General features: G+C 41.1%; 21 protein-coding genes. 11 read left to right on the plus strand and 10 right to left on the minus strand.

What is annotated here, in order from left to right; genetic code table 11:
- The 10 genes from APA_RS08295 to APA_RS08340 all read left to right on the plus strand — a co-directional run.
- Positions 1-1,968: hypothetical protein (locus tag APA_RS08295; protein WP_201321821.1), on the plus strand; the 1,968-nt coding region annotated here is incomplete at its 5' end.
- 58 nt (positions 1,969-2,026) lie between these two features.
- Positions 2,027-2,464 (plus strand): hypothetical protein, encoded by a 438-nt coding sequence (locus APA_RS08300; RefSeq protein WP_201321822.1) that lies wholly within the window; start codon positions 2,027-2,029, stop codon positions 2,462-2,464.
- A 56-nt stretch (positions 2,465-2,520) separates the two neighbouring features.
- Positions 2,521-4,446 carry a VgrG-related protein gene (locus tag APA_RS08305; RefSeq protein ID WP_201321823.1) on the plus strand — a complete coding sequence of 642 codons (1,926 nt, stop codon included), beginning with the start codon at positions 2,521-2,523 and terminating at the stop codon, positions 4,444-4,446.
- 113 nt (positions 4,447-4,559) lie between these two features.
- Positions 4,560-4,952: a DUF4280 domain-containing protein gene (locus APA_RS08310; protein ID WP_201321824.1), complete on the plus strand. Its 393-nt coding sequence runs from the start codon at positions 4,560-4,562 to the stop codon at positions 4,950-4,952.
- Positions 4,949-5,356: a GPW/gp25 family protein gene (locus tag APA_RS08315; protein ID WP_201321825.1), complete on the plus strand. Its 408-nt coding sequence runs from the start codon at positions 4,949-4,951 to the stop codon at positions 5,354-5,356. Before APA_RS08310 ends, APA_RS08315 begins: the two co-directional genes overlap by 4 nt.
- Positions 5,357-5,515: 159 nt before the next feature.
- Positions 5,516-7,729, plus strand: coding sequence for a putative baseplate assembly protein (locus APA_RS08320; RefSeq protein WP_201321826.1), 2,214 nt, complete (start codon positions 5,516-5,518; stop codon positions 7,727-7,729).
- A gap of 23 nt (positions 7,730-7,752) precedes the next feature.
- The gene (locus tag APA_RS08325) at positions 7,753-8,841 is read left to right on the plus strand and encodes a phage tail protein (RefSeq protein WP_201321827.1); all 1,089 of its coding nucleotides are present in this window, start codon (positions 7,753-7,755) and stop codon (positions 8,839-8,841) included.
- Between the two features lie 96 nt (positions 8,842-8,937).
- Entirely contained in the window at positions 8,938-10,410 is a 1,473-nt protein-coding gene (locus APA_RS08330; RefSeq protein WP_201321828.1) for a hypothetical protein, read from the plus strand.
- 39 nt (positions 10,411-10,449) lie between these two features.
- A complete protein-coding gene (locus tag APA_RS08335) occupies positions 10,450-11,823 on the plus strand; it encodes a cache domain-containing protein (protein ID WP_201321829.1) in 1,374 nt (457 codons plus the stop codon).
- A 67-nt stretch (positions 11,824-11,890) separates the two neighbouring features.
- Positions 11,891-14,089 carry a hypothetical protein gene (locus tag APA_RS08340; protein ID WP_201321830.1) on the plus strand — a complete coding sequence of 733 codons (2,199 nt, stop codon included), beginning with the start codon at positions 11,891-11,893 and terminating at the stop codon, positions 14,087-14,089.
- A 28-nt stretch (positions 14,090-14,117) separates the two neighbouring features.
- Here the strand turns inward: APA_RS08340 and APA_RS08345 are convergent, their stop codons facing one another.
- The 10 genes from APA_RS08345 to APA_RS08390 all read right to left on the minus strand — a co-directional run bounded on the left by APA_RS08345 (position 14,118) and on the right by APA_RS08390 (position 24,788).
- A complete protein-coding gene (locus tag APA_RS08345; RefSeq protein WP_201321831.1) occupies positions 14,118-14,957 on the minus strand; it encodes an SWIM zinc finger family protein in 840 nt (279 codons plus the stop codon).
- A 28-nt stretch (positions 14,958-14,985) separates the two neighbouring features.
- Positions 14,986-15,405 (minus strand): XisI protein, encoded by a 420-nt coding sequence (locus tag APA_RS08350; RefSeq protein ID WP_201321832.1) that lies wholly within the window; start codon positions 15,403-15,405, stop codon positions 14,986-14,988.
- Positions 15,406-15,473: 68 nt separating this feature from the next.
- Positions 15,474-17,132 (minus strand): cyclic nucleotide-binding domain-containing protein, encoded by a 1,659-nt coding sequence (locus APA_RS08355; RefSeq protein ID WP_201321833.1) that lies wholly within the window; start codon positions 17,130-17,132, stop codon positions 15,474-15,476.
- Positions 17,133-17,204: 72 nt separating this feature from the next.
- On the minus strand, positions 17,205-19,145 hold the full coding sequence (locus APA_RS08360; protein ID WP_201321834.1) for an SUMF1/EgtB/PvdO family nonheme iron enzyme: 1,941 nt from the start codon (positions 19,143-19,145) through the stop codon (positions 17,205-17,207).
- Positions 19,138-19,536: a hypothetical protein gene (locus APA_RS08365; RefSeq protein WP_201321835.1), complete on the minus strand. Its 399-nt coding sequence runs from the start codon at positions 19,534-19,536 to the stop codon at positions 19,138-19,140. The genes APA_RS08360 and APA_RS08365 overlap by 8 nt, the downstream gene beginning before the upstream one ends.
- A gap of 151 nt (positions 19,537-19,687) precedes the next feature.
- On the minus strand, positions 19,688-20,074 hold the full coding sequence (locus tag APA_RS08370) for a DUF6516 family protein (RefSeq protein ID WP_201321836.1): 387 nt from the start codon (positions 20,072-20,074) through the stop codon (positions 19,688-19,690).
- A 5-nt stretch (positions 20,075-20,079) separates the two neighbouring features.
- Entirely contained in the window at positions 20,080-20,397 is a 318-nt protein-coding gene (locus APA_RS08375; protein WP_201321837.1) for a hypothetical protein, read from the minus strand.
- A 74-nt stretch (positions 20,398-20,471) separates the two neighbouring features.
- Positions 20,472-23,858, minus strand: a complete 3,387-nt coding sequence (locus APA_RS08380; RefSeq protein WP_201321838.1) for a DEAD/DEAH box helicase — start codon at positions 23,856-23,858, stop codon at positions 20,472-20,474.
- 220 nt (positions 23,859-24,078) lie between these two features.
- Positions 24,079-24,402, minus strand: a complete 324-nt coding sequence (locus APA_RS08385; protein WP_201321839.1) for a co-chaperone YbbN — start codon at positions 24,400-24,402, stop codon at positions 24,079-24,081.
- Positions 24,403-24,551: 149 nt separating this feature from the next.
- Positions 24,552-24,788: a hypothetical protein gene (locus tag APA_RS08390; protein WP_201321840.1), complete on the minus strand. Its 237-nt coding sequence runs from the start codon at positions 24,786-24,788 to the stop codon at positions 24,552-24,554.
- Between the two features lie 65 nt (positions 24,789-24,853).
- On the opposite strand from APA_RS08390, the gene APA_RS08395 reads away from it, so the two are divergent.
- A complete protein-coding gene (locus APA_RS08395) occupies positions 24,854-25,435 on the plus strand; it encodes a hypothetical protein (protein ID WP_201321841.1) in 582 nt (193 codons plus the stop codon).
- The last annotated feature ends 126 nt before the right edge of the window (positions 25,436-25,561 follow it).

Raw genomic sequence — 25,561 nt, forward strand, 5'->3', positions numbered from 1 at the left:
GAATCTTTAACCGATGTAGATATTTCACAATCGCCTCAAGCTGATATGCCTAATGTTGTGCAAAGCGAGCGCAATATCCAGAGAGAATCTGACAACATTACACAATCTCCTCAAAGTGATATCCAGAGACCATCTGATATTTCAGTTGCAGACAATATTTCAGAAGGCGATCGCAATATTCAGCGCGAATCTTTAACCGATGTAGATATTACACAATCGACTGAAACTGATATACAGAGACAAGCTGATATTTCTAATTTTTCGCAAGGCGATCGCAATATTCAAAGCGAATCTTTAACCGATGTAGAATCTCCTCAAGCTGATATTTCTAATGTTGTCCAAGGCGATCGCAATATTCAAAGCGAATCTTTAACCGATGTAGATATTTCACAATCGCCTCAAGCTGATATACAGAGGCAAGCTGATATTCCTAATGTTGTGCAAGGTGATCGCAATATTCAAAGAGAAACTTTAACTGATCTAGAATCTCCTCAAACTGATATACAGAGACAAGCTGATATTTCTAATGTTTCGCAAGGCGATCGCAATATTCAAAGAGAAACTTTAACTGATCTAGAATCTCCTCAAATTGATATACAGAGACAAGCTGATATTTCTAATGTTTCGCGGGGCGATCTCAATATTCAGCGCGAAATTTTAACTAATGTAGAATCTCCTCAAGCTGATATTTCTAATGTTTCACAGGGCGATCTCAATATTCAGCGAGAATCTTTAACAGAGTTAGAATCTTCTCAAACTGATATACAGAGACAAGCTGATATTTCTAATGTTTCGCAAGGCGATCGTAATGTTCAAAGAGAATCTTTAACAGAGTTAGAATCTCCTCAAGCTGATATTTCTAATGTTGTCCAAGGCGATCGCAATATCCAACGAGAATCTGACAACATTACACAATCTTCTCAAAGTGAGATACAGAGACAATCTGACGTTTCGGTTGTTAGTGATATTTTGCAAGGCGATCTCACTCAACAAATTCAAAAGTTTTCTGATTTGCCTGTTTTGGATAGTGACACACAAATAGAAGCTGACAATATTACACAAGCTCCTCAAAGTGAGATACAGAGACAAATTGTAAATAGTAATCTTTTACAAGGTGATACTTTAAATAATAGTGAGTTTGTAAATAGCGATCGCAGCCAATTGATTCAGAGAAAAGTTGATTCGAGCAATCATGAAAATCCTGTAGGCAAAACTGAGAATCAAACAGTTATTCAAATGATGACAGATCCTAGTAATACCGCCGATCTAAAATTACCCAAAGTCATTGAAAATATTGCTCAGACAGAATACTTGGGCAATTTTTCGGCGCTGACACCACCGCAAACCGTACAGCGATCACAAGCTGATCGCCCTGAATCAATTACCAATTACCAATTACCAATTAATTTAGCCCAAACTGATCGCCCTAGCCAAAACGACTTATCCAATAACTTATCCAAAATAATTCAGCCCAAACAAGAACAAAATCCTGATAGCAATCAAACTGATTCTTCAGGTTGGGCAAATATAGCGGAGTTACTGGCTAACTTGCCACCGCCTCCAAGTTCTAATAATTCATCTGCAAGTTCACTGAACAGCCAAAAAACTAGCGATCGCAGTTCTCTTGCAACTAAACCTGCAACCATTCAGCGATCGCCAGATCCCAACTATACAGATAACGCTAACGATCAAGACCTATACATCACACCAAAAGGACTACAGAAAGGAAACCCAAACAAAATCACCAAAACTCAATCTAATACAGTTCAACGTGAACTCACCTATGACACATTCCCAGAAGCAACCGTCTCTGTTGAAACTCGACAAGATCAGCCAAATCAGGGCGCAGAAAACTTCGACAAAAATCTTGAAACCCTTGCTCAAGAAATATATATTTTGTTAAAGCAACGTTTAGAAATAGAAAAAGAACGACAAGGAGCTAGATATCAAGGAAGATTACCTTGGTAATTCAAAGCTTTAATCAAGCCTCTTGATACTTTTTTAGAAACTTTTAGGAAAACAGATTATGACACTCGTTAAAGCAATGCTCACCACCACCGACGCAGGTGCAGTAGCCATCAATTTTCAATTTAACCCCGACAGCCTGACGTTTGCGCGAACAGTTAATTGGACAGTAGAAGCAGGTGCATATACCACAGCAGGTTTCCCAAAAGTTTCTTACTCCAATCGAGGTGCGGAAACTTTGAAATTATCAAATTTATGGTTTGATACTTACGAATACGCAACCAAGACAAGTGTTCTCACCCTAATTTCGCCGATCATTAAATCCACAGAAATTGCAGGAGCATTAAAACGACCACCCGTATATATATTTGCTTGGGGAGAAAATTATATGAAATGTGTTGTCACCAGTATTAGCTATGAGCTTACAATGTTTCTTGCCGATGGTACACCTGTCAGAGCAAAGGTAAGCATCGATCTTCAAGAAGTTGATGACATTTAGTTAATGACATTTGAAATATTTCCAACGACATTTTTTATTACTAACCAGAATTACCGATGCCAGCAACATATAGATCCCAGTTTTCCCTTGCAATTGATGGAACTCCCGCTTCCGAAGATTTGATTGCCGATATTTTGCAAGTATCTGCTGAAGAAAGCCTGCATCAACTAGGCATGTTTACCCTGATCATTAGCAATAATTACTTCGCTGGTAACGCCGCTGCACCTTGGACGCATATGAGTAAATTTGCGATCGGGAAAAAAATCAAAATTGGATTTACCTCCAGTACCACAGAAGATCCCGATTTTGACGAAGCATCGAATGCATATGTCTTAGAAGGAGAAATTACCGCGATAGAAGCTGATTTTACTGAAGAATCCAAAGCTCCGATCACCATTCGTGGCTACGACATTTCTCATCGCTTACATAAAGGACGTTACAATCGTTCTTTTCAAAACGTGACAGATAGCGATCTAGTAACCCAAATAATTGGTGAAGCTGGTATTACGGCAGGGACTGTAACTGCGACTACTGTCGTCCATGAATATGTTTTTCAAGAAAACCAGACTAATATGGAGTTTTTGCAAGAACGGGCTGCTCGCAATGGCTTTGAGTTATATGTGCAAGATGGAAAGTTGAATTTTCGTAAATCCACAAAAGGGCTGGAATTATCGCTTAAGTGGTTAAAAGATCTTTATAGTTTTCGAGTTCGTGTTACTGGTTCCGAACAAGTTAGCTCTGTTGAAGTTAGAGGTTGGAACTATACGACCAAAACAGCCATTGTCTCTACAGCATCAACTGAAACAGCAATTACCACTAATGCTAGCGGCAAAGGTAGTGCATCTAGTACTAAATTTAGTGGTAGCCCCAAAATGATTGTTGTCGATCAGCCAGTTTTTAGCACTAGTGAAGCTGACAAGATCGCCCAATCTCTATGTGATGAATTAGGTGGCGAATTTGTCAATGCTGACGCGAAAGGCACTGGTAACCCTCTGATCAGGGCAGGTAAGGTAGTAAATCTAACTGATATGGGTGACTATAGCGGTAGTTATTATGTTACCGAAACGCATCACTTATTCCAGAATCAGAAATACACCACACATTTCAGCGTCCGAGGTCTACGCGGCGGAGATTTGTACTCCATGTTGTCATCAAAGACTCATCTGCAACCAGGGCAAACGATGTTGGTGGGGATAGTGAGTAATAACAGCGATCCCAAAAAATGGGGACGAGTCAGAGTCAAGTTTCCTACGCTCACAGAAGCGCATGAGAGCAATTGGGCTAGGGTCGTTGGTGTAGGTGCAGGTGCGAGTAGAGGCTTTGACTGTTTGCCGGAAGTCAATGATGAAGTTTTAGTCGCCTTTGAGCATGGTGATATCCATCGACCCTATGTGATTGGTGGTGTCTGGAATGGTACTGATGCTCCCCCAGCCTTGGTCACTGACAGCGTAGCCGAAGGTAAAGTACGCTTGCGTACGTTTAAAACTCGTGTTGGGCATCAATTACAATTTGTTGAAGAAGATAAAGGTACCAAAAAAGGTGTGTACCTAAACACAATCGGTGGTCATAATCTGCGATTAAATGACAGCGATCAGTTTGCTGAGCTAGAAACAACTGGTGGGCACAAATTTCGGGCTGATGATAGCAGTAAGGTAATTAGCCTAACTTCTACAGGAGATATTACAGTTAAAACTGGAACAAGTGGTACTACTAAAGATCTAACGATTGATGCGGCTAATATGACCTTAACGGCAACAACCAACATTACCCTTAAAGTGGGTAGTAGCAAAATAGTGCTTTCTGCCACTGGCATAGTGATTGAAGGAGTGCAAGTACAGATAAAAGGTACGGGGTCAGCAAAAATGGAAGCGCCCGTGATCAATGTTGAGGCGACTGGGGCTAATACAATTAAAGGCGGGTTAGTTAATGTGGATGCAAGTGGGATAGCTGTTATTAAAGGTAGTTTAGTTAAGATTAATTAATTGCCCACTGAATAATTGTGGTGAGTGGCAAAGCCGCTCATCACAATTATTCAAGAATTAGAGTTTCCTCCATCGCAAGGCGCTGTAATATTAAAAATTAGAGGAGATAAGGTATGGGACAACAAGTTGTTATGGGCGCAATGCTTCAATGTAGTTTTGGAGTTGCACCAAGTTCATTGATTGTGATTCCTAAAGGGATGCCTGTCATGACGGGAGGTCCTCTTGCCGCGTCAATTATGGATTTTGCGCCGATCGCAAATATCCCCCCATTTGGTATGTGTAGCTCACCTGCTAATCCGATGGTGATCGCCGCTACAGCAGCAGCTTTAGGAGTGCTTACCCCTATGCCTTGTATCCCTGTAACCGTAGCGCCTTGGGTTCCAGGTTGTCCAACTGTGCTAATCAATAACTTTCCTGCTCTTAATAACTCTTCAAAATGTATGTGTGCTTGGGGTGGGGTGATTTCAATTAATTTTGCTGGACAAGTAACGGGACAAATTCCATGAGTAGTTTAGATCGCGATTATCTTGGTAGAGGGATTTCATTTCCCTTGCGGATTAATATTCAGGGTGAACTAAAAACTGATAGCGGCGATCGCAATTTAGAGGAGTCAATCTCCACGATTTTGAATACGAAATTGGGAGAGCGCGTATATCGTCCAAATTTTGGTTGTCGCCTATCGGATCTCACTTTTGCGCCGATGAATCCACAGACGATTTTGCTAGCCAGAATTTATGTTGAGGAAGCATTAAATAGGTGGGAGCCTCGAATCAAGGTTACGGGGGTCTATGCGGAGCCTGATCCGATTAAAGGACGGTTAGATCTCAAGATCCAGTATCAGATCAAGGAGAACAATGATCGTCGCAACATGGTTTATCCGTTTTATTTACTGCCACCAGATAGTAATTAATAAAACCAAAATCTGTACCGCCCGCTGCGCAGGCGGTACAGATTTTGGTTTTATGATTAGCTACTTAAAATAATTTGATATTTCATAGCGAAGGGTAAAGATAGCTAGTAAAATTTGAATAATCGCCTAATCGCCAAATTCACCTAAGAGCACTGTGTAATGACGAAAGAGTTTGATTTTCTTCCCAATTTGCCAAAATCTGATCTTGACGATCGCACCTTTGAAGAATTGGTGAATGAGTGTCTGCTCAGGATTCCACGCTACTGTCCAGAATGGACAAATTACAATCCTAGCGATCCAGGTGTAACTCTGATCGAGCTATTTGCATGGCTAACCGATCAGATGTTGATGCGGTTTAACCAAGTGCCGCGCCGCAACTATGTTGCTTTTTTAGAATTACTTGGTATTCACTTACAGCCACCTGCCCCCGCCCAAACTGAAGTAACTTTTTATCTGAGCGCTTCTTTACCTGAACCCTATACAATTCCTGCGGGGATTGAGGTCGCTACGCTGCGGACAGAAACTGAAGATGCAATCATATTCAGTACCGATCAGCCATTGGTGATTGGCAATCCAAGAATTTTGAACCTATTAGCTGCACCTAGATCCGAAGAGAATCCTGAATTCCTACGCGATCTGCTTTTAGATGTATGGACAGAGGATCGCGAGGAAGGGTGGTCAGGACAGGAAATAGCTCTGTTTAGCGATCCGCCACAACCGAATAATTGCTTTTATGTGGTCTTTGATGGAGAGCAACCGATTAATGGCAATGTGATAGCCCTGAAGTTCAAGGGAGAGTCAGCCACAACTACAGGGATTAGCCCCAATAACCCGCCTCGGTTTTGGGAAGCATGGAATGGCAATGCATGGCAACCTGTACTCCAAAAAGAAAGTGACGATCGCACGAGGGGATTTAGCTTTAGCGAATTAGCTGATGAAGGCACAAATCCTTTGCAGGGAGCTGAGGTGATTTTTCATTTGCCACTGACTTGGGATGTGACCCAGTTTTCTACCTATCGGGGACGGTGGCTGCGCTGTAGCTACGTCGAGCCAACCCCTAATCAAGCAGGTTATAGTCGAGCGCCACACATTATTGGCATGAGCGCAAGGGCGATCGGTGGGACGGTCAAAGCAACTCAATGTAATGCAATAACGAATGAAGTGGTGGGTGAGAGTAATGGTAAATCAGGGCAAGTCTTTCAATTACTGCATCAGCCAGTATTACCGCGCAAATCTGATGAATATTTGCTAGTCACCCCACCAGTAGGACTGCCGCAAATATGGCATGAAGTTGCCGATTTCTCAGAATCCACAGAAAGCGATCTGCACTACATTATTGATTCCACTTCTGGAAACATTCAATTTGGTCCCTTTGTGCAAACGCCCAATTATCAGAGCCAACATACATTGCAGCGTCTACGCATTCAGGGCGAACCGATGCAAAGGGTTGTCGCCGATGAAACTAAAGCGATCGCGATGAATACAAAAACCAGTGGTACTCAATATGGAGCTGTGCCGCCTAGAGGTTCGATTATCCAAATGATGAAATATCGCACGGGTGGTGGGTTTCGAGGCAATGTGCAACGCGGCAGTTTGCGAATATCTAAGAGTGCCATTCCCTATGTAGCAAGCTTAACCAACCATATTTCTGCGACTAATGGCGTGGATGCTGAGTCCCTTGATGATGTAGCAGTCCGCGTACCCAAGATGCTCCGAACTCGCGATCGCGCTATCACCCAGACGGATTTTGAATATCTGACGCTGATCGCAGGTGATGGTGCTGTGGCTCGTGTGATCTGTGCGCCAGCTAAGAGTAAAGAAGATGCTGGAATTGTTAGATTACTGACTGTCCCAAGAGTCCGTACTGAAAGTATTGATTTAGGTCAAGGGATGACTCCAGATCAGTTCATCTTGAGCGCGCCATTATGCGATCGAGTATTAGCCTATCTCGATGAGCGGAAGATGCTAGGTGTACAAATTCAACTAGAGCAACCTGAATATGTGGGCGTATGTGTCCAAACTGAGATTGCCCTAGAATCTTCCTACAGCAATCCAAAGGTACAACAAGATATTGTTCAACAACTCAAGGTGATGCTCTATCGCTTTCTTAATCCGATTACAGGTGGAGTTAGTGGTCAGGGTTGGGAATTTGGTCGTCCAGTTTATCCGTCTGATATTGTCAAACTATTACAAAATTTTCAAGGTGTGCGCTTTTTAGGTACAGTACAACTATTTGAGTTGCGCTACGCAAATGGCGAATGGATGAGGAGACTCGCGCCGCAACCGATGATTGATCCAGGTCCATTGGGCTTGATTTGTTCTTGGCGCAGTCCAAGGTTACGCTCTAGTCATGTGATTAATATTGTCAGTTAGACAGCATCTAAACACCACCTCCTATGACTCAAAAAAGTAAGCTCCAAGCACTAAGCATTCAACTAATTTCGATGAAGTCTCCTGATGCTAATCAGGACACATTGGCGAGTGCTGATAATTTGGGTAGTTCACAGAGCAATTTGTTACAGTCGAATAGTGTTGACAATGGGATTAATAATTGGCGATCGCAATCTAAGTGCAACCTGCTAGTTAATCCTAATGAGCCGAGCGAAATAGTAGTTAAGCTCAGAAACTCCAGTAATCGAACATTACTGACTAACTTGCGCGTAGAAGGGAACTTCCCAACCCATTGGCTACAAATTGGTATGGAAGGCAATGAGTTGCCGCCCTATGCAGAGATGGAAGCAGTTCTCTATTTCCAAGTTCCTGTAGACTTTTTTGAGGATCAAGAAGCGATCGTCCATGGTCAGCCACTTACGATTAACTATCAGGGACAGTTACAGATTTATGGTGGTTATGCTAGTTCTAACTCAGATCCTGGATTTTCTCCGAGGTTAGAACTATTTGCGATTGAGACATTTCATCTTTATATCCGTCCGTCTAGTCTGTATCTGGACTTCTTACCTGATACTTACCGCGAAGTTGACTTTGTCGGCAGGATGCTGAAAATCTTTGAAGAAACGCTCGAACCTGATGTCCAAATTTTGGATACACTCTGGGCTTATCTTGATCCGATGTTAGCTCCTGAAACTATGTTGCCGTTTCTTGCTCATTGGGTGGGCTGGGACACAGCACCGACTCTTGGGGTTGAGCGACAGCGCTATTTGATCAAGCAAGCAATGCAGATCTATCGTTGGCGGGGAACTCGGAGAGGACTACGCTTTTATATCCATTTATTTACTGGCTTGCCCCTTGATGAACATTTGACTGAAGCAGAAAAGCACATTAGCATTTTTGAAATTACAGGTAGAGGCTTTGTAATTGGTGAAGCCATTCTTGGTAACAATGCCTCGACGGGCGGTGGTAGACCTTTTCATTTTGTAGTGAGGATTCATAACAATTTGCAAAATAGCCTTGATTTACCTTTGATTCATAGGATTATCGAACGTGAGAAACCTGTTTTTTGTACTTACGATCTAGAGATTATTTAAGCTTAAAAGCACTTAGCCGTTAGCTTTTAGCGGACAACCTTAGTTTATCCCTCAAAAGCCAAAAGCTAATTGCTAAAAACTTCACAAAAAAATTATATGAACGACTTCCCTTATCCCGAAATTCAGTCCTTTGAACGGCTACAGGTATCTGATGGCTTGATGATTAATAGCGAACGATGGCGACTCGCTCACGAATATCACCAGCATCGCCAAAATGTACAGTATCAGTCCCTATTTTTGCCAGGAATTATCTGTGGTTTAGGAGTTGCCCCGATCGCAGCACCTGAGGATTTGCCAGCCAAGTTTCGCGATGGGCGATGGGTGCAGATCCAACCAGGGATGGCGATCGATCTGCAAGGTAATTTTATTATTGTGCCAACGCCTCTTGATTTTCGGATTTCCACGACTGCCTACAATAATGAAATTGAGACCATTTATCTAGTCCTTAGTTATGTTGATCCCGCTAAACTCAAGCGAGCTAGTGCCAATGAAGTACTGGTAGAAACCTTTCGAGTAAATGAGAAGACTGACTTACCCCTTGATACAGATATTGAGATCTGTCGCCTTGCGATCGAGGAAGGACAATTAACAGTCCAAAAACCTGTGGATGTATTTTCACCTAGCCAATCTCAACTAGATATGCGCTTCCGATTGCAAGCCCGTATTCGTCCACAACACTCGATTCGGATCGCCTGTTTTTATAATCAGAAAAATCAAAATCAGAAAAATCAACAGATTACCATCCCAGAACATTTCCGTTCCCTTGGACAATCTCTACCAAGTCTTGCCCCTAGCCTGAGCCTAATCGAGCCAATTGGTAATCTCGATATTAATGCCGAACTAACGCTAAATCATCTTAGCGCTTACCATCTTGTTTATCTAACCCATGCTCAAGCCATATCTATAAATGAATCTACACAATTAGCTTTACGAGAATACACTGCGATCGGTGGCGTGATTGTAATTGAGGCGGCGATTCGGAATAGTCAGCTAGCCAATCTATTGGAAATTCAGAATGAATTAGAAGCTGCTAAGAATAAATTGCGAAAAACCATGCAAACTCAATTTGTTAATGGTCAGCCAAATGTAAATATGGTTGACCAATCTAGCCTTCAAGCAGAACTACAAGCTGAGTTAGATGCGATCGCGATCGAAGTAAGTTCCTCTACTGAAGATTTACTTAATTCCTTGCATAGTAGCATTCCCATGGAAATACCAATGCGATCTTTCTCTGATTTAGAGCATACGCATCCTCTCCGTAGCCAGCCATTTCTCTTTCCGAGCTTAGCAGCGATCGCAGAGCAACCAATTCAAATACTGACAAATGGCGGTGTAATTGTCGTATTAGGCGAACTATTATCAATCTGGAGTGGTCAGTCAGAGCAATCTCTGACTAGGGAAATCATTCGGAATTGTCAAGAATTAGGTATTAATATTCTTAACTACGCTACTCAGCAATATGAGATGCATAAAGCAATGCTAGTAAATCCTCAACCCCAAAATCAACTTGATCCTCAATCTGCAACCGATCAGCGCCGTATCACTAATATGGTTGACAAAACCGCATAGAGCCGCTAAATATTCACAATTATCCAAGGTTATTTATCTATGTCTTCGATTCGACAAGTTCTTCCTATTGTCCTTAGCATTCAAATTACTGTGGCAGTAGGTCTCACGGGCTGGATTTCATTTAATAGTAGTGAACGCGCTGTCCAAAAGCTAACCCGTCAACTTTGTGAGAATTTAAATTTTCGCGTTGAACAACAAATTACTTCCTATCTAGAAGAGTCGGTGCGAGTTAATCAAGCGATGACGATTGCCCTTAGCAACGGCAGTGTTAACCCGAACGATATTAGTCAAGTTCAGAAAGATATATTTAATAAATTAAGAGAACTGAATACGCAAAATATCTTGTTTTATGGCAATGAAAGTGGAACCATGGTTGGTATTGAACGCAACGGTGACTCCAGCTTTTTATTGCGAATTCGGGAAGACAACGTCAGTCCTAATCGTCCGACTTATGAACTCAGTAATAACGGGGTACGAGGTAAACTAGTCAAAACCGAAATAAACTATGATCATCGAACCCGCCCTTGGTATGTTGCGGCTAAACAGTCTGGCAAGGCGATCTGGAGTTCGATTTTTGTGAGTACTACTGACGGTGAATTAACTACCACCAAAGCTACCCCAATCTATAATCCTAGTGGCGGTCTTCAGGGTGTAGTGGGTATCAACGTCTCGTTGAAACAAATTAAGCAGTTTATGCTGCAAACCCGCCCTTCGGAGCAATGGCATGTTTTTTTAGCTGAGGGTGATGGCAGTCTGGTAGCAGCTACGACTGAAACGCCAATCTTTGAGAAAAATGGTGATATAACTAAGCGTTTTGAAGTTTCGCAAAGTAAAGATATCCGATTACAGGATGCTGGGCTTGCCATTCAAAAACAGTTTGGTGGATTCCAAAATCTTCAAGATTCTCAAGTAGTTGAGTTTGAGTTTAATGGCGAAAAATATATTGTTAGTACACATAAATTGAATAAAGATTTACAACTAGATTGGTCGGTCGGAATTATTGTGCCAAAGTCGATATTTATGCAAGAGATTGATGCCAATAACCGAGTCACCCTAGTTATTATTGTGATTATGCTAGGTGCTACTATTTTGATTGGTTTAGCAATTTCGTCATGGCTTTTACGTCCAATCAAAGATTTGATGAAGGCTGCCAAGGAAATTGAAGAAGAATCTTTTGATCCTGAGGAATTAACATCAGTTGCTCAGCGCAAAGATGAATTGGGTCAAATGGCGAGAGTGTTTCAAGAAATGGGAAGTACCATTGCTGAACGTCAAAATGGTATGAAGAGTCAACTTCGTCAACTTCGGGAAGAAAAGGATGAAGCCAAAAAGATGGCGATCGCTTCCCAAATGGGACAGGGGAATTCATTGCAATCAATTCTGAGTCGTTCGAGAGCTGCCCGTAATAAGTAGAATGTGAGGTGCTGGGCAACTCACATTCCAAGCAATACTAATAAGAGAAAACAAGGAAAACACGGCGATGTCAGCAAATCAAATTGGCTTAGAGATGCCTCAAAAAGAACTAAATTTTAAAATTGGTTCTAAAAAAAATTCTTTCCCAGTAGTTGTCATTAATGATAGTAATCAATTTGCCAGTTTTCAAATTGATATAGTTGCCGCAGGAGCAGATACTCAAGCTATTGACTATGAGTGGTTTACAGTTTCTCCTGATGTGAGTGTGAAGATTCCACCAGGAGACTTGGTTGAATTTGTGGTTTCTATTATTGAAACTCCGATCCCCGGTTTCACTGGCATTATGAATATTACAGTAAAAGCCTTTTCGATTGAACTGCGCGAAGAAAATCGAGCTGTAATGCGAATCATCTTGGAAGAAGGCGCAGGGCGATCGCACTTGGATTTAGATGCACCTTTTTACAAGATCCAAGCTACTCCCCTTGAAGATATAGAAATTCCGATTTTGATTGGGAATCCTAGTAAACAGAATACTAATGTCACCTTAACCTGCCTTGATCTGCCTGAATCATGGATGCCCAAAGGAAGTATCCAGCAATTTCCACTAAAACCAGGCGCAAAATTTAAAACCACATTTTTATGTAGAGTTCCCTTTGATCGTGGCGCGATCTCCCAGCTTTATACCTTTACCGTAGCTGTTTCCCATACTAATGGCTCGTCTTCTGAATCACAATGTAGTTTAGAGGTATTGCCCAAAGGTTCTCTAGAATTTGTCTGTTCGCCCAAAAAACAAACTATTCCCGCCAATCGTTCTTGGAAATTGTGGTGGAAATTTTGGCAATCATCACCTGCTATATTTACTTTAATTGCTGATAATGCTAGTAATCTGCCACAAAAAATTGATTTTGAAATCGAAAATGTTCAGACGAGTGATTATACAGATTTTTCCTTTGAGATTTCCCCTAATGAAGCCATAGTTGAACCATTCAGCAAGACAGAACTAAGCCTGCAAGTCAATAAATCTCGATCTTGGTTTATGAAAGTCCAGAAATTGATTTTATTTGCCAAAGCTAACTGGCAAGACCCTAGAGTTAATACAGTTGACGAAGTTCAAGCAATTGAAGTGGTTATTAAACCAGTAATTCCGACTATTTTGGCTGTGATCTTGATGGTGCTGATGCTAATTCCTACTTGGTGGCTATCATGGCTCAATCCTAACAATCCATTCCCTCCTCATAAAAGTGCGGTTACTTCAGTACAGTTTGATGGCACTGGTACATATGGAATTAGTAGTTCTAATGATCGGACAATGCGTAAATGGGATGTAGAAGGTTTTTATTTGCCATGGGTCAATCAAGATCTGGGAGCTATTGGCGAAGCCCAAAAAGCAATTCGAGTAGCTCGTTTCCGTCCAGTTAATAACGATCTTGTGGCGGCAGGATTGGAAAATGGTGAAATTCAAATTTGGGATGCTCACAATATAGGTAAGAGTCCTTTAGCCACATTTAGCAATCAGTCAGACGATCGAGTTTTTGACTTAGCTTATACGCTTGATTCCCGAACACTTTTTAGCGGTCATGGAAGTGGAGCCATCTTGCGCTGGGATCTCCAAAACTTGTTCACCAACCCACCAACTCAGCCTAGTCAAATCAAAAAATTTGATTTTGCGGTTACTTCGATCGCTTTAGTCGGTAAAGACGATAGTACATTGGCGATCGCAGGTCGCTATAACCAACTTGTACTATGGAATTGGGTTAAAGATACCGTAAAAGTAATTCCCTATCCTAAATTAGGTAAACAGGAAGAAAAGGGTGGACAGGATGATTATATTCAGAGCATTTCAGCTACCGATCGCAAAAGAAGTCTGCTCGCGACTGGAGATAATCAAGGTTATATTGCTATTTGGGATTTGAAGACTTGCTTACAAAGCGATCGCCCATGTGAAATGCTGGATGGATGGGAAAATGCTCATCATGGCAAGCCCGTGCGATCGGTAGCGTTTAGCGATGAAGGCTGCTACTTAGCGAGCGGTGGAGATGACAAGGAAGTCAAGCTATGGATGCTCACTGGTAATGGCAAGCGCGTCTCTAGTTTTATTAATGGTAAGACTATAGAGATTAGCCCGTCTAATGTTAATGCTGTTGATATTCATCTAACTGCCAAGGATGTTCTGACTATAACTGGTACTGCGATCGGTCGCGTAGTTGGTCAACAGTCAGATCGGCTTTTTAATCTAGGCTGTGATACTAATAAAGCCCAAAACTAGTGCTGCGGGCTGCTCGCCGCACTAGTTTCTATAACAGTGCTGCGTTTTTGTTTTTTACGCGATCGTAAAGTATTTCCATCGTTTCGATAAATGAACTGTCCTTTTGCCAGAAAGGAGGGTTATCGCCTTGTTTTTTGATGGCGATCGCAGACACACTTGCAGGAGTAGCAAAGGGAATCGACTGTGGCAATCGCTTTTGTCCTTGCCAAAATTGTTTTAGGGTTGGGACTTCTTCGATAGCGATGTTTTGTGGTCTAGTGAAGTAAGAGGTTGCAGATTCTGGTTCAAGATTGCGATCGCCTAGTTCTGAAGCAAGAGCTTTACCGAGAGGCGATTTAGCTAACTCGGCTTGCAGTGCTTCCTTCGATATCCCACGCATCTCAAATAACAAAAACGGATCTTGATCCATCTCACCAGCCAGTCGGTAACATAGCCCAGCAATATGTTTACAAGGATTGGAATAGTCTGGACAGGAGCATTCTGTATGAAAATCTTTGCGACTATAGGGCAGTAGTTGTTTGCCCACAGCGGTAAAACTATCTTCAATATTTTCAGGAACTTCATTCAGCAATAATCTGGCGACCACGCTTGCCTTTGAGGACATATTGGCAATGATTTTCGTCCAGTCTTTAGCGGCGATCGCAGTCATTTTAATTTCAGTCTCATACGTTGGTTCTTTATAGACTCCAAAATAAGGATTGACATTACCGCGAATCGTGGCTGTGGCAATTCCTTTGGTAATATCAAATAGGAGAATACGACTATCGCCAGAATAAGCGCGACCGCGCTGGAGTCTACCTGAATCGGTGAAAGATTCGAGGGCGCTAATAAATTTTTGCCCCCACCATGTCCGACTATGTTTTGCCATTGTTTTACTTTTTGATGATTAATGTGAATTATAGCTCTAGCCCTTGTTTGCGATATTTATCAATCAGTAAGTTTGTATATTCATTTTGTGGTTGCTGAGATGTTGAATTGCTCTTCTTCTTTGCGGCGACTAGTTCACGGATACGAGGTGATTGTAGTCCTAGCACCATGTCGTTTTCGGGTATGCCTTTAGCAATGAGTTCTTGATCGACAAAAATTTCAGTAGAGTTATGTTGTAACCAAACTTTGTTATCAATGATATCAATCTGCATGGGACAGCCGTAAATTCGCCGAGCGCCTTGCCAACCAACATGAACTAATAAGTAGCGATCGCGTTTTTCGTCAAATACTAATTCAGCAGTGACGTTTTCATTAGGTGATACACTTTCTTGGGCATATTCTTTCAGAAAGGTACGCACGATTTGGCGATAACGTTCTACTCGATCCATTGTTCTATTTCCTCTTTTTCTGTATTGTAAACAAGCAGCTTAACTTGAAAATTGTAATTATCTACTTGTTACCGTGGAAAATAAATCTCTGTAAGACGACTAGTAAATAGATTTTGCCAGATTTTTTTTAAAGATTTAGAATCTTCTTGTTTAGAATCTTCTTGTAATGCTATTAATTTATCCTGAGAAATTGAAACTGCAACTGTTTCTGTTAAGACTGTCGCAAATTTCCCATCTATTCTGTCAGTTCCAGCGACAATTCCAACTACTTGTTCAGAGCCAAAATGCCCTTCCACAGAAATTTCTAGTTTATCAATTTTGCCTGTTATAGCAGCAAAAGTAGTAGAACAAGGCTTAATCTCAACTTTCCCATGAAAAATAATATATGTTTTTTTATCCAAATCAAGCTGAGTGCCAGTATAGTATTTTTCGCACTCAAGCAGATGTCTTATACCATCAGCATTATTGAAGAATCTTTTGGAGTCAAGGATATTATTAATGATCCTATTTTTAATTATTGAATATACTTCTGTGGTAAAGTTGCTTCCCTCTGGTGGTAAGAGTTTTCTAAATTGTTCGGTATTTATTTTCAGACACAAACCTTCGTCATGAGCTTTTAATGTTGCAGTCCTTTTAATTTCAGGTATCCAAAGACTAAACTCACCAATGATTTGCCCTTCTTCAATTCTGATTTTTTTACCTCCTTGAAGATGAACATAAATAGTTCCAGATACAGGAAAAAAACAACTATCGGAATCATCATTCTCTTCACAAATCACATCTCCAGCTTTAAAGAGCAATGGGGATGAAAACTTGAGTACATTTTTAAGTACTTCAGGAGACATCTTACTAAAGAGTCCATCAGAAGGGGCATTTTTGGGGCGATTTTTCCCATACTGGCTAACCCTGTTGCAGAGATCCTTAACAGGATCTTTCTGGCTATCTAAAAGGTAAGTCCCATCTTTATACCCGAAATCCAAAAGCAATTTACCTGCCGCGAGTGCAGCTATGAAATCATTAGATTTTATAGAATCCTGAATTAGAAAAGCGTATTCTTGGCTCATTTTTTTCCATAAGCCACCAATACATTGCCATCTTAGAGCAGATGCATCATCTTTATTTAAACAAGTGTCTCCTCGATGAAGATTCGAGACTAAAATTTCTTGACCATGTTTCATAGTACGATAAAAAGAATCTCCTACTATAAGCCCTCCATTTTCAGCTTCAGTATTCTTGATGCAGTTTTCAATATATTGATTTGATGCTAATAATTGAGATGGTGCAGAAATTGCTAGTATTCTCGAAGTTATATTAATTCCGTCTCCCCAAACGTTATCAATACCGCTAAAATCTTTATTCTTTTTAATTCGTCCAGAATGTAAGCCAAATCGGAGTTGAATCTTCATCCCATTTTTGGGATTTTTTTTTGCTTCTTCACAAATGAAAAAAGCAACTTCAAATGCTAAGCTACAATGGTGAGGCTTCTGGAATGTTAAATAGCCTCCATCACCAGCAGGACTCCACGTAATTTCGTGCCTAGGAATACGCTTAGAATCTAATGCCGCAACAATCCATTCATGAAGTTGGTCTATGACTTGAATCATCTGATCGCTACTTTTAAGAGTCGAAAAAGCGACAATATCCATACCTAGTACCGCAAAAATACCTTCATCTTTATCATCATTATTTGTTTGTCCTTGTCCATTTCCATTTTTTTTGGTCGCCATTAGATAATTCCTAAATCTAGTCCCTTCAATTAACCATTTTAAAAGTTTTTATGTCATAAACAACATCAAAAATTAACTTGTGTCCATAACCACTCTAAATCCTAAAGTATCATGTTTATTTTCCTGCTCGGCTTGTCTACGAGATGATGAGCGACAATTGTGTTTGTCATCAAACCAAGACCCCCCACAAATAACTCGGTAACAACTTTCTCCAGTTAGATTTCTAAACTCTTGATTAACATTCCAAATATCTTTACACCATTCCCATACATTGCCGTGCATATCGAAGAGACCAAAAGCATTAGCTACACGATAACAACCAACTAGTGTAGTCTGCTCAGGAGAATTTTTCTTTTTATCTCTATAATTAGCTATGTCAGGCGTAATAGTTTCTCCAAAATGATATGGCGTTTTTGTGCCAGCACGGCAGGCATATTCCCACTCAAATTCACTTGGTAGGCGGTATTTCTTGCCAGTCTTTTTAGAGATTCTTTCGCAAAACTCTTCTGCCTCTAACCAAGAGATTCTTTCTACAGGAAAACTTCCGCCTTTGAAACGGGCAGGTTCTAGTTCTAATTCATATTTGATTTTAGGTAATTTTGCTACAGATTTCCATTGAGATTGTGTTACTAGATACTTACTCATCCAAAAAGATGGAATCAGGGTATTGTTTTGATGATATTTATTGCCTTGATTTTGCGATAAATCCCCCACATCGTGCGATGTAGAACGAATAAGCACCATATCTAAGTATGTTTTCTCATCTAATTTCTCTCTATAATACTCAGCATATTTGCGTTGCTGACTAATCTTTAATCCCTTAAGATTAACTTCAATGACTTCATAACTAAAATTTTTAGTGGAGTAAACATTGTTGGCAAAAAATTCACCATTATCTAAATGTACTTCATCTGGATTAGTAACTGTTTGATCGATAATAAACCCTTCTTTTAATTCTGCATAAGGATAGGTAACTGCATCTTGAATATCAATAATATCCTCATCTCGTAAGCCCAATATTTCTTGCAAATCCTTAAGATCTCGGTTAGTTTTTTCTGGTAATGGGAACTGTTGTTGAACGGCTCTTTTTAGAGCTTTCCGATAGCGTTCTAGGTTTCTTAGACGGTTGCGATCTGGCTCCAAGACTTCATTCTCTATGGAAATTGCTATCTCATCAGTTAACCTCCATTGATCTCGCCTCAGCTTTAAAATCTCCTGCCCTACAATGGAAACATCCCCATTTTCAACATATTTTTCCACTAAAAGTCGATACTCAAGTTTCATGTCAACCCTTGCCCTAGACAAAAGAATCTTAATCCCCTGCCTAATCCCATAAATCTCTGGCTTCATCGCAGGCTTAGCCGACTGCACATGACGCTTAGCATACTCATGCAACTCATCCGCCGAGATCATCCCATCCCCATCAGATTCCGCCGCCCCCGACTCAATCCCCTGCACAATGTAATTTGTATAGAGCGACAGTTCCCCCTCCTTATCCTCATAGGATTTTTGCGTCGCAGTCGAAGAAGTCAACACCACACTCCCCTCCACCTCAAGCTGTGGCTTCAGATTGATATCCACACTCTTAGCCAGCCAACCCTCCGCAAACGCCCCACTATAGCAACAGTCCAAAATCAAAACCTGCTGACGTTGATAGTGATGGTCGCGCATGATGCCCTGAATAAAACTAGCGGGAACGGAATTCGCCTTAAAAGTATCCTTACTCGTGCGGCGCGTTGCTAGATATAGGCGATCGCTATCGTCAGTAATCCCATGCCCTGAAAAATAGAGCAAACCCAAATCGCCCTTTTGACAGCTTTGAAATAACAAATCAATCGCCGTTTGCATTGCCTCCAAATCAGGATCTATCAGCGTCTTGACATCATCAAAAGCACCAAGCTCAGGACTTTGCAACACGCGCAACATCGCCGCCACATCCTTTGGTGCAGCCGCAAGGGGTGGCAAACCCGCCTCATACTGACTTACGCCAATCAGTAGAGCCTTCTTAGCCATTGGCAACATCTCCACGCAAAGCAGCTTGCAAATCAATAGCCGCTTGTTTGGCTTGGGCGATCGCCTTTTCGCCACTGCCTTTAATCGTCACTTCGCGATCGCCGATCTTCACATGGACTTCGATCGGCTTTTCCCCAAACTTCTCACCGACAAAATTAAAAAAGCCAATTACTTTGTCGAACTTAATCTCAGCCGTCAATGCCCCAACCAGTTTATCGATACCACCTTTAGTGCCTACTTCAGAGCTTAGATCGTCAGTACGCTCTACAGTTTCAGCATCGCCTTGCTCCCGTAGCTGCTTCAGCAATTTCTTAGCAAACTCTTGTCGTTCATACTCATCCAAACTGAGATCATCTAGCGCAAAAGTAACCTCAACTAAAGACTCGCTCACGATAAAAGCTCCAAAGATAATTTGCTAAAAACAACTATAAGCTAAAATCTAATCCTAAAGGTTGATAAAACTCAAAATTTGCTACTGAGGCAGCGATCGCAATGCCATCAAAAATTATCAATGGCTTCAAATTTCAGTTTTACTCAAGCGATCAAAACTCAATCTCTTGTTCGAGAATATCTAAAAGCTCATGAATGTTTAACGAATTACCTGAAACAACATTTTCCTCGGACTCAACATGAATATGATGCGGAAAGTTAGGCAAATTGGGGAAATGCGGCACATTATCCCAACGTTTGCGTAAGATAGCGCGATCGCAGTCCATCCACTGATAGCGATATCTAGTCGTTGAAACAACATTCTCCGTAATTTTAAAATACTCAGCAATTTCCAAAAAATCATCATTACTGAGCGTAACCCTTGCTCGAAAATAACCGCGATCGCCAAAATCTAGTTCTTCAATAATTGTAAAAGCAGCGATAGCATTGCTGGCAATCAGCCTAGATTTAATATTTTCAAGATATTGACTAGCTTCCATAATGATTATTGTCTTTTTGGCTGTAACACCTGCAAACGCTCTTGAACAGATTGCCAAAGCTCATAAATAACACCCCATTCAAAATAATCCATCTCATCACCTAAACTACCCTCACTAAATCTTTGATAGAAAATCTCTGAAGGTATTTGATATTGAAGTTCATAAGCCTGTAATTTTGATTGAAGTTCAGAAGCTTGCTTGAGAGTATTTGCTCTTTCTAGCTCGATGATTTTGGTAAGAGCGCGATCAATTAAGCTACTACGATAGCCTTTTAAATAGAGAGAATCAAGAATTTGCAAGGGTTCAGAAATTTGGACAATCATAAGTTCTATCTCGTGAATTGTTGGTTTAGTCGTGCAAGTCTGATTTATTTTCGCATAAAAACCTTTTTAATTCCTTAATCCATAATCGCACTCTTATTTAAAGCAATAAGCTGCTTGAACTTGTCGTTGTCTAGCTCCGTGAGCCAAGACTCATCGGCTCCGACGATCGCACCCGCGAGTTTCTTTTTGTCCTCAATCATTTGATCGATACGCTCCTCTAGGGAACCGATGGTGATGAATTTATGGACAAAAACATTTTTCTTTTGACCGATCCGAAAGGCGCGATCGGTGGCTTGGTCTTCAACGGCGGGATTCCACCAGCGATCGAAGTGGAAGACGTGATTTGCTTTAGTGAGGGTGATGCCGACACCGCCAGCCTTGAGCGAAAGAATAAATACCGAAGGCTCGGTTTCAGGATCTTGGAACTCGGTAATCATACGTTCGCGTTTATCGCGATTTGTGCCGCCGTGAATGTAGTAGGTGTTGTAATGCAGCTTTTGACGAACGTACTTTTCTAGAGCATCACCAATCTCGGTAAATTGTGTAAAGATTAACAGGCTTTCTCCTTCGGAAATTACTTCCTCCATCATCTCGGATAAACGGCTAAGCTTATGCGATCGCTCGGTTGTGAAGTCACAACCATCTTGTAAAAATTGACGCGGATGATTACAAATTTGCTTAAGTTTCAGCAATGTCGAAAGAATTAAACCCTTACGTTGAATTCCTTCAACTTCATTGAGTTGTTTTTCCACATCCCTCACAACTACTTCATAAAGCGAGGCTTGTTCCTTGGTGAGGTTGGTATAGAGCTTTTGTTCGATTTTATCGGGCAGGTCTTTAATGATCGATTGATCGGTTTTGATTCGCCTGAGAATAAATGGCTCGACCAGTTTCTTTAATACACCTGCTTGAATTTGATCGTTATTTTTTTGAATTGGTGTTTCAAAAGATTTTTTAAACTGCGCTTCTTTACCCAAGTAGTTGGGATTTAGGAAGTTAAAAATTGACCATAAATCTAACAGACGATTCTCAACGGGTGTACCTGTGAGGGCAAGGCGGTGCTTGGCTTCGAGTTTAAGGATTGCTTTGGTTTGAGCAGCTTTGGGATTTTTGATGTTTTGGGCTTCATCAATCACAATCCGATGCCAGTTTATGCCACTAAATAGAGCTTCATCTTTGCGAATAAGAGTGAAGGAAGTAATAATCAAATCATGGGTTTGATAGACATCTTGAAAAGCAGAAGCATCTTGTAGGCGATCGCTACCGTGATGGACAATCGCTCGTAAGTGCGGCGCAAACTTCTCGATTTCCTTTTGCCAGTTACCGACAACGGAAGTGGGGGCAATCAGTAACGTGGGCGGGATCTCATTCACCGCTTCAAAGGCAGGAAGAGCTTTCTTGGATTTCGCCGTTTTTGTTGATTTTTTGGCTTTAGTCGGCTCGGTATCTTCACCAATTGCGGCTCGCTCATTCACCAATCTGGCAATAATCTGAACAGTCTTACCCAAACCCATGTCATCGGCTAGACAACCATTTAAGCCCAGACTTTCTAAATATTGCAACCATGCCACGCCGCGTTTTTGATATTCGCGCAGAGTTCCCTTTAGTTGAGGTGGATTCTCAATTGGTTCAAATTGTTGCTTATCCTGTAACTTTGATAGCATTTCTGCAAGGGTGCTGTTGCGATCGACTTCCCAATCAGGATCGGTGGCAGTTAACTTCATCAGGTCAATCAGACTCATTGCCGATGTGCCTTGTCCCTGCTTTTGCCAGAAGGTGAGCATCTCCTGCATTTTGTCGAGATCAAGTTCAATCCATTCGCCGCGAAATTTGACTAACGGTGTTTTCGCATTAACTAGCTGTTCCCATTCCTGAGTCGAGATGCTTTCATCACCGATCGCTAATTCGTACTGATATTCCACAAGCTGATCGAAACCAAAGTAGCTCTTAGCTTGAGTTTTAGAACTTGCTGCACTTTTGCTAGAACCTTTCAGTTTTATTTTTGCCCTGCGTCGTCCCGCAGGAGTCCACAAAGCAGGGACAACCACTTTGTAGCCAGCATCTTCTAAAACCCAAGCTGATTCCTTCAGAAATTCAAAGGCTTGGTCAAGATCGAGACTTAACCCAATCGGGCGATCGGTTTCTAACCCTTGCCAAACTGGATTATAAATTCTGGCGGCATAGCCAAGATTTAATAAGAGATTCTGCTCAAACTCTTTGCCAAATTGTTTTTCCATCGCTTTCTTTTTGGCTGCCGTCATTGTCCAATAATCGGCTAGTGGCAATTTCAGCGATGGATCTTGTTTAGGAGCAACTTGAAATAGCAGTTGCCAAGGTTCTTGCTCTTCTACAGGTGCTTGGAGTTGAAAACAAAGATAAAAAGCAGAATCCGATTGGGTGCGAATAATTTTTTGTCGCCATGCTTGCCATTGTTGGTACTCTTCCAATGCTGCATCATTAGCAATCATTGGATCGCCAAAGCGATCATCAGAAAAATCCAAACCTTTGTGCAGTAAAGAATCAAATACTTGCTTATCAAATTGGGCAGTGGATGGTGTGTGGGTAATAATATTATGCAGCAATGATTCTGAGAAATGCTGTAACAAGGTGCGGCGATCGCTAAATAATAGTTGTCCCGCAGGTTCACTAAATCCTGAAACACAGGCTAGCGACATATACTCCACATACTGCTGTAACTCTTCTTCATATTTCTCAAAAACAATCTCCCAAGCTGGATAAATCTCAAATTTTGGCGCTTGATTGGTTTCTTTTTTAGGTTTCGCAGAAGTTTTTGCCGCAGTTTTTGCAGTGGTTTTCGTGGATTTTGTCGCTTTAACCTCAAGTTCTCGATATTTAAAGGCAGGAATATATTGATCCTTGAGAATAATTTGTTTAAAGGCTTGGGTGTAGTGATACCAAAACAGTAAATCTGAACCTAATTGCACCTCAGCAAGATTGTTAATCGCAATAAAATGTAAGTCATTCAGCAATTTGACAACGTTAATTGCTCTGCGATAATTATTAAAACCATTGCTTTTGACAGGCGTAGTAACTTGATAACAGTCAATTTGCCAGTACTCTAGCTCAAAACTTTCAGGACTCTCAATTTCTAAATATCTTGCTGATTCTAGAGAGGGCAATGGCTGCTTCTCAATTGTGGGCAATAAAAAATATTTCGGGAAGACAATCTGCTCCTTGCTGGATCTCTGATTAGCTGATTCCTGTAGAAGATCATCTTTAATGGCAAGATCGTTATAGAGAAATGACTTTAATTCTAGCTCAGCCATACTAGGAGGATGTTTTGTGGATAAATCCTCAGATGCTTTTGCGGCTTTGGACGATTTGCGTTTAGGTTTGGCGATCGCCTTTGCTTCGGTTGTCTCTACCCAAACATAAAAATTGCCAGTTTGGATAAAGTCACTGCTATGATCGGGAATCCAAGTACCATGCAGGATTTTCATAAAATTTCTCGGTTCGGCTGATGCAAACTATCCAGTCAAATATATACCGATATGAGATTAAGTAGCTAGGTGCAATTAAATATAAAACCGCAAAACCTGTAGTGCACGCGCAGCGTGCGCTACAGGTTTTGACTTGGGGGTTTTAATTATGCCTATCTACTTAAATAGTTTATGAGAGTGTGACCCTCTGGGTCATACTCTCATAAACTATTTAGGGATGTTATAGATATTTCTCAAGAGTTGTACTAAATTCTGCGTAGGTCTTGACTCCGATCATTGTTTCTACTAATTCTCCTGACTTAAAGAATAGAACCGCAGGAATACTCTTTAATCCAAATTCCTTGGCTAAGGGTTTATTCCCATCAATGTCTAATTTCATCACTGAAGCGCGATCGCTATAATTTTCCGCCAATTGATCGATAAATGGAGCAATTACCTTACAGGGACCACACCAAGTTGCGGTGCAGTCAACGACGAGTAAAGATGTCTGTTTGCGTAGGGTTTCAAATTCTGCTTGGTCTTGAATAAAAATTGCTGTACTCATATTTGTTTTTTTACTGTTTTTAAGTGGAAATTAAGTTTAATTTGAGTTCGATATAGCCATTAGCATTGTGCAAAGCGCGACACTAATGACTACAAATGATTGCGATCGATCAGCGATCGCAATCATTTGTAGCTTTGAACTGACGTAAATTAGTCTGTAATTGATAGCAGGAATACTACACAAGTTCTAACAACCGTGACATCATACACCGATATATTGCTATCGACAGCTTGATTAACATCAATCCCAAAGATGAAGGGTGACGCGGAGCGTCGCCCTTCATCTTTGGGGGGCTTTGCGAAAATGGAGATAACTATTTTAGGCTTAATTCCTGAATAGATAAGTTTTGTTCTGTAGTCAATCAATTCACGCATTAGCTCAAACATGATTCTGTAATCGTAGAGAAGTAGAAACTAATCGAAGACAAGATACTCCTTGGAGATTTCAGACTATGCAAAAACTTATCCTAAGCTTCCTTTTTACAGCGTTTTCGATCGCGATCGCCTCCACCACATCAGTCACATCAGTCAAGGCTCAAACTATGGGTGAGTACTTAGATGAGACAACTCCCCAAGTAGTCGAAAAGATTGCTGGCAATATTGTCACGTTCAAAAATGCTACGGGAGAATCACACAATTACTATGTTCCTAATTGGATGTTTGACAAATACAACCTCAAAGTAGGCACTTCAGCTAATCTCTACAATCGCAACGTGACTCAGGGAATCTATCGCGATCTGCATGTCAACAATCGCTATATAGACATAGTAAGTAAAGGGTTGCCTGAAAACATGGGTGCTTTTGCGCTTCATGATATTCGCAGACATTGTATAGTTTCTGAAGGTCTTGCTACTGAAGATTTATATTCAGGCAAAAGGGTTTGGTTTAAGACTGAGGGCTGCCCCTCAACCATTCCTATCGTAGGAGCGATGTCATTTTATCAATCCAAACCGATTGCATCTGTAGAAAAAAGCGATCGCGATGCAGCTTTACCTTCTACAACACCAGAAGTTGACTCCAATCAAATTAGATAGAAATCCTATAACTGTTACAGTTTAGGCAAATTAAAACCCAAAAAGTAAATAGCGGCGCAAAGCGCCGCTATTTACTTTTTGGGTTTTAATCCCTCAAAATGGCAACGCCATTTTGAGGATTGGTAC

Source organism: Pseudanabaena sp. lw0831 (assembly GCF_016584665.1).
Classification (GTDB): domain Bacteria; phylum Cyanobacteriota; class Cyanobacteriia; order Pseudanabaenales; family Pseudanabaenaceae; genus Pseudanabaena.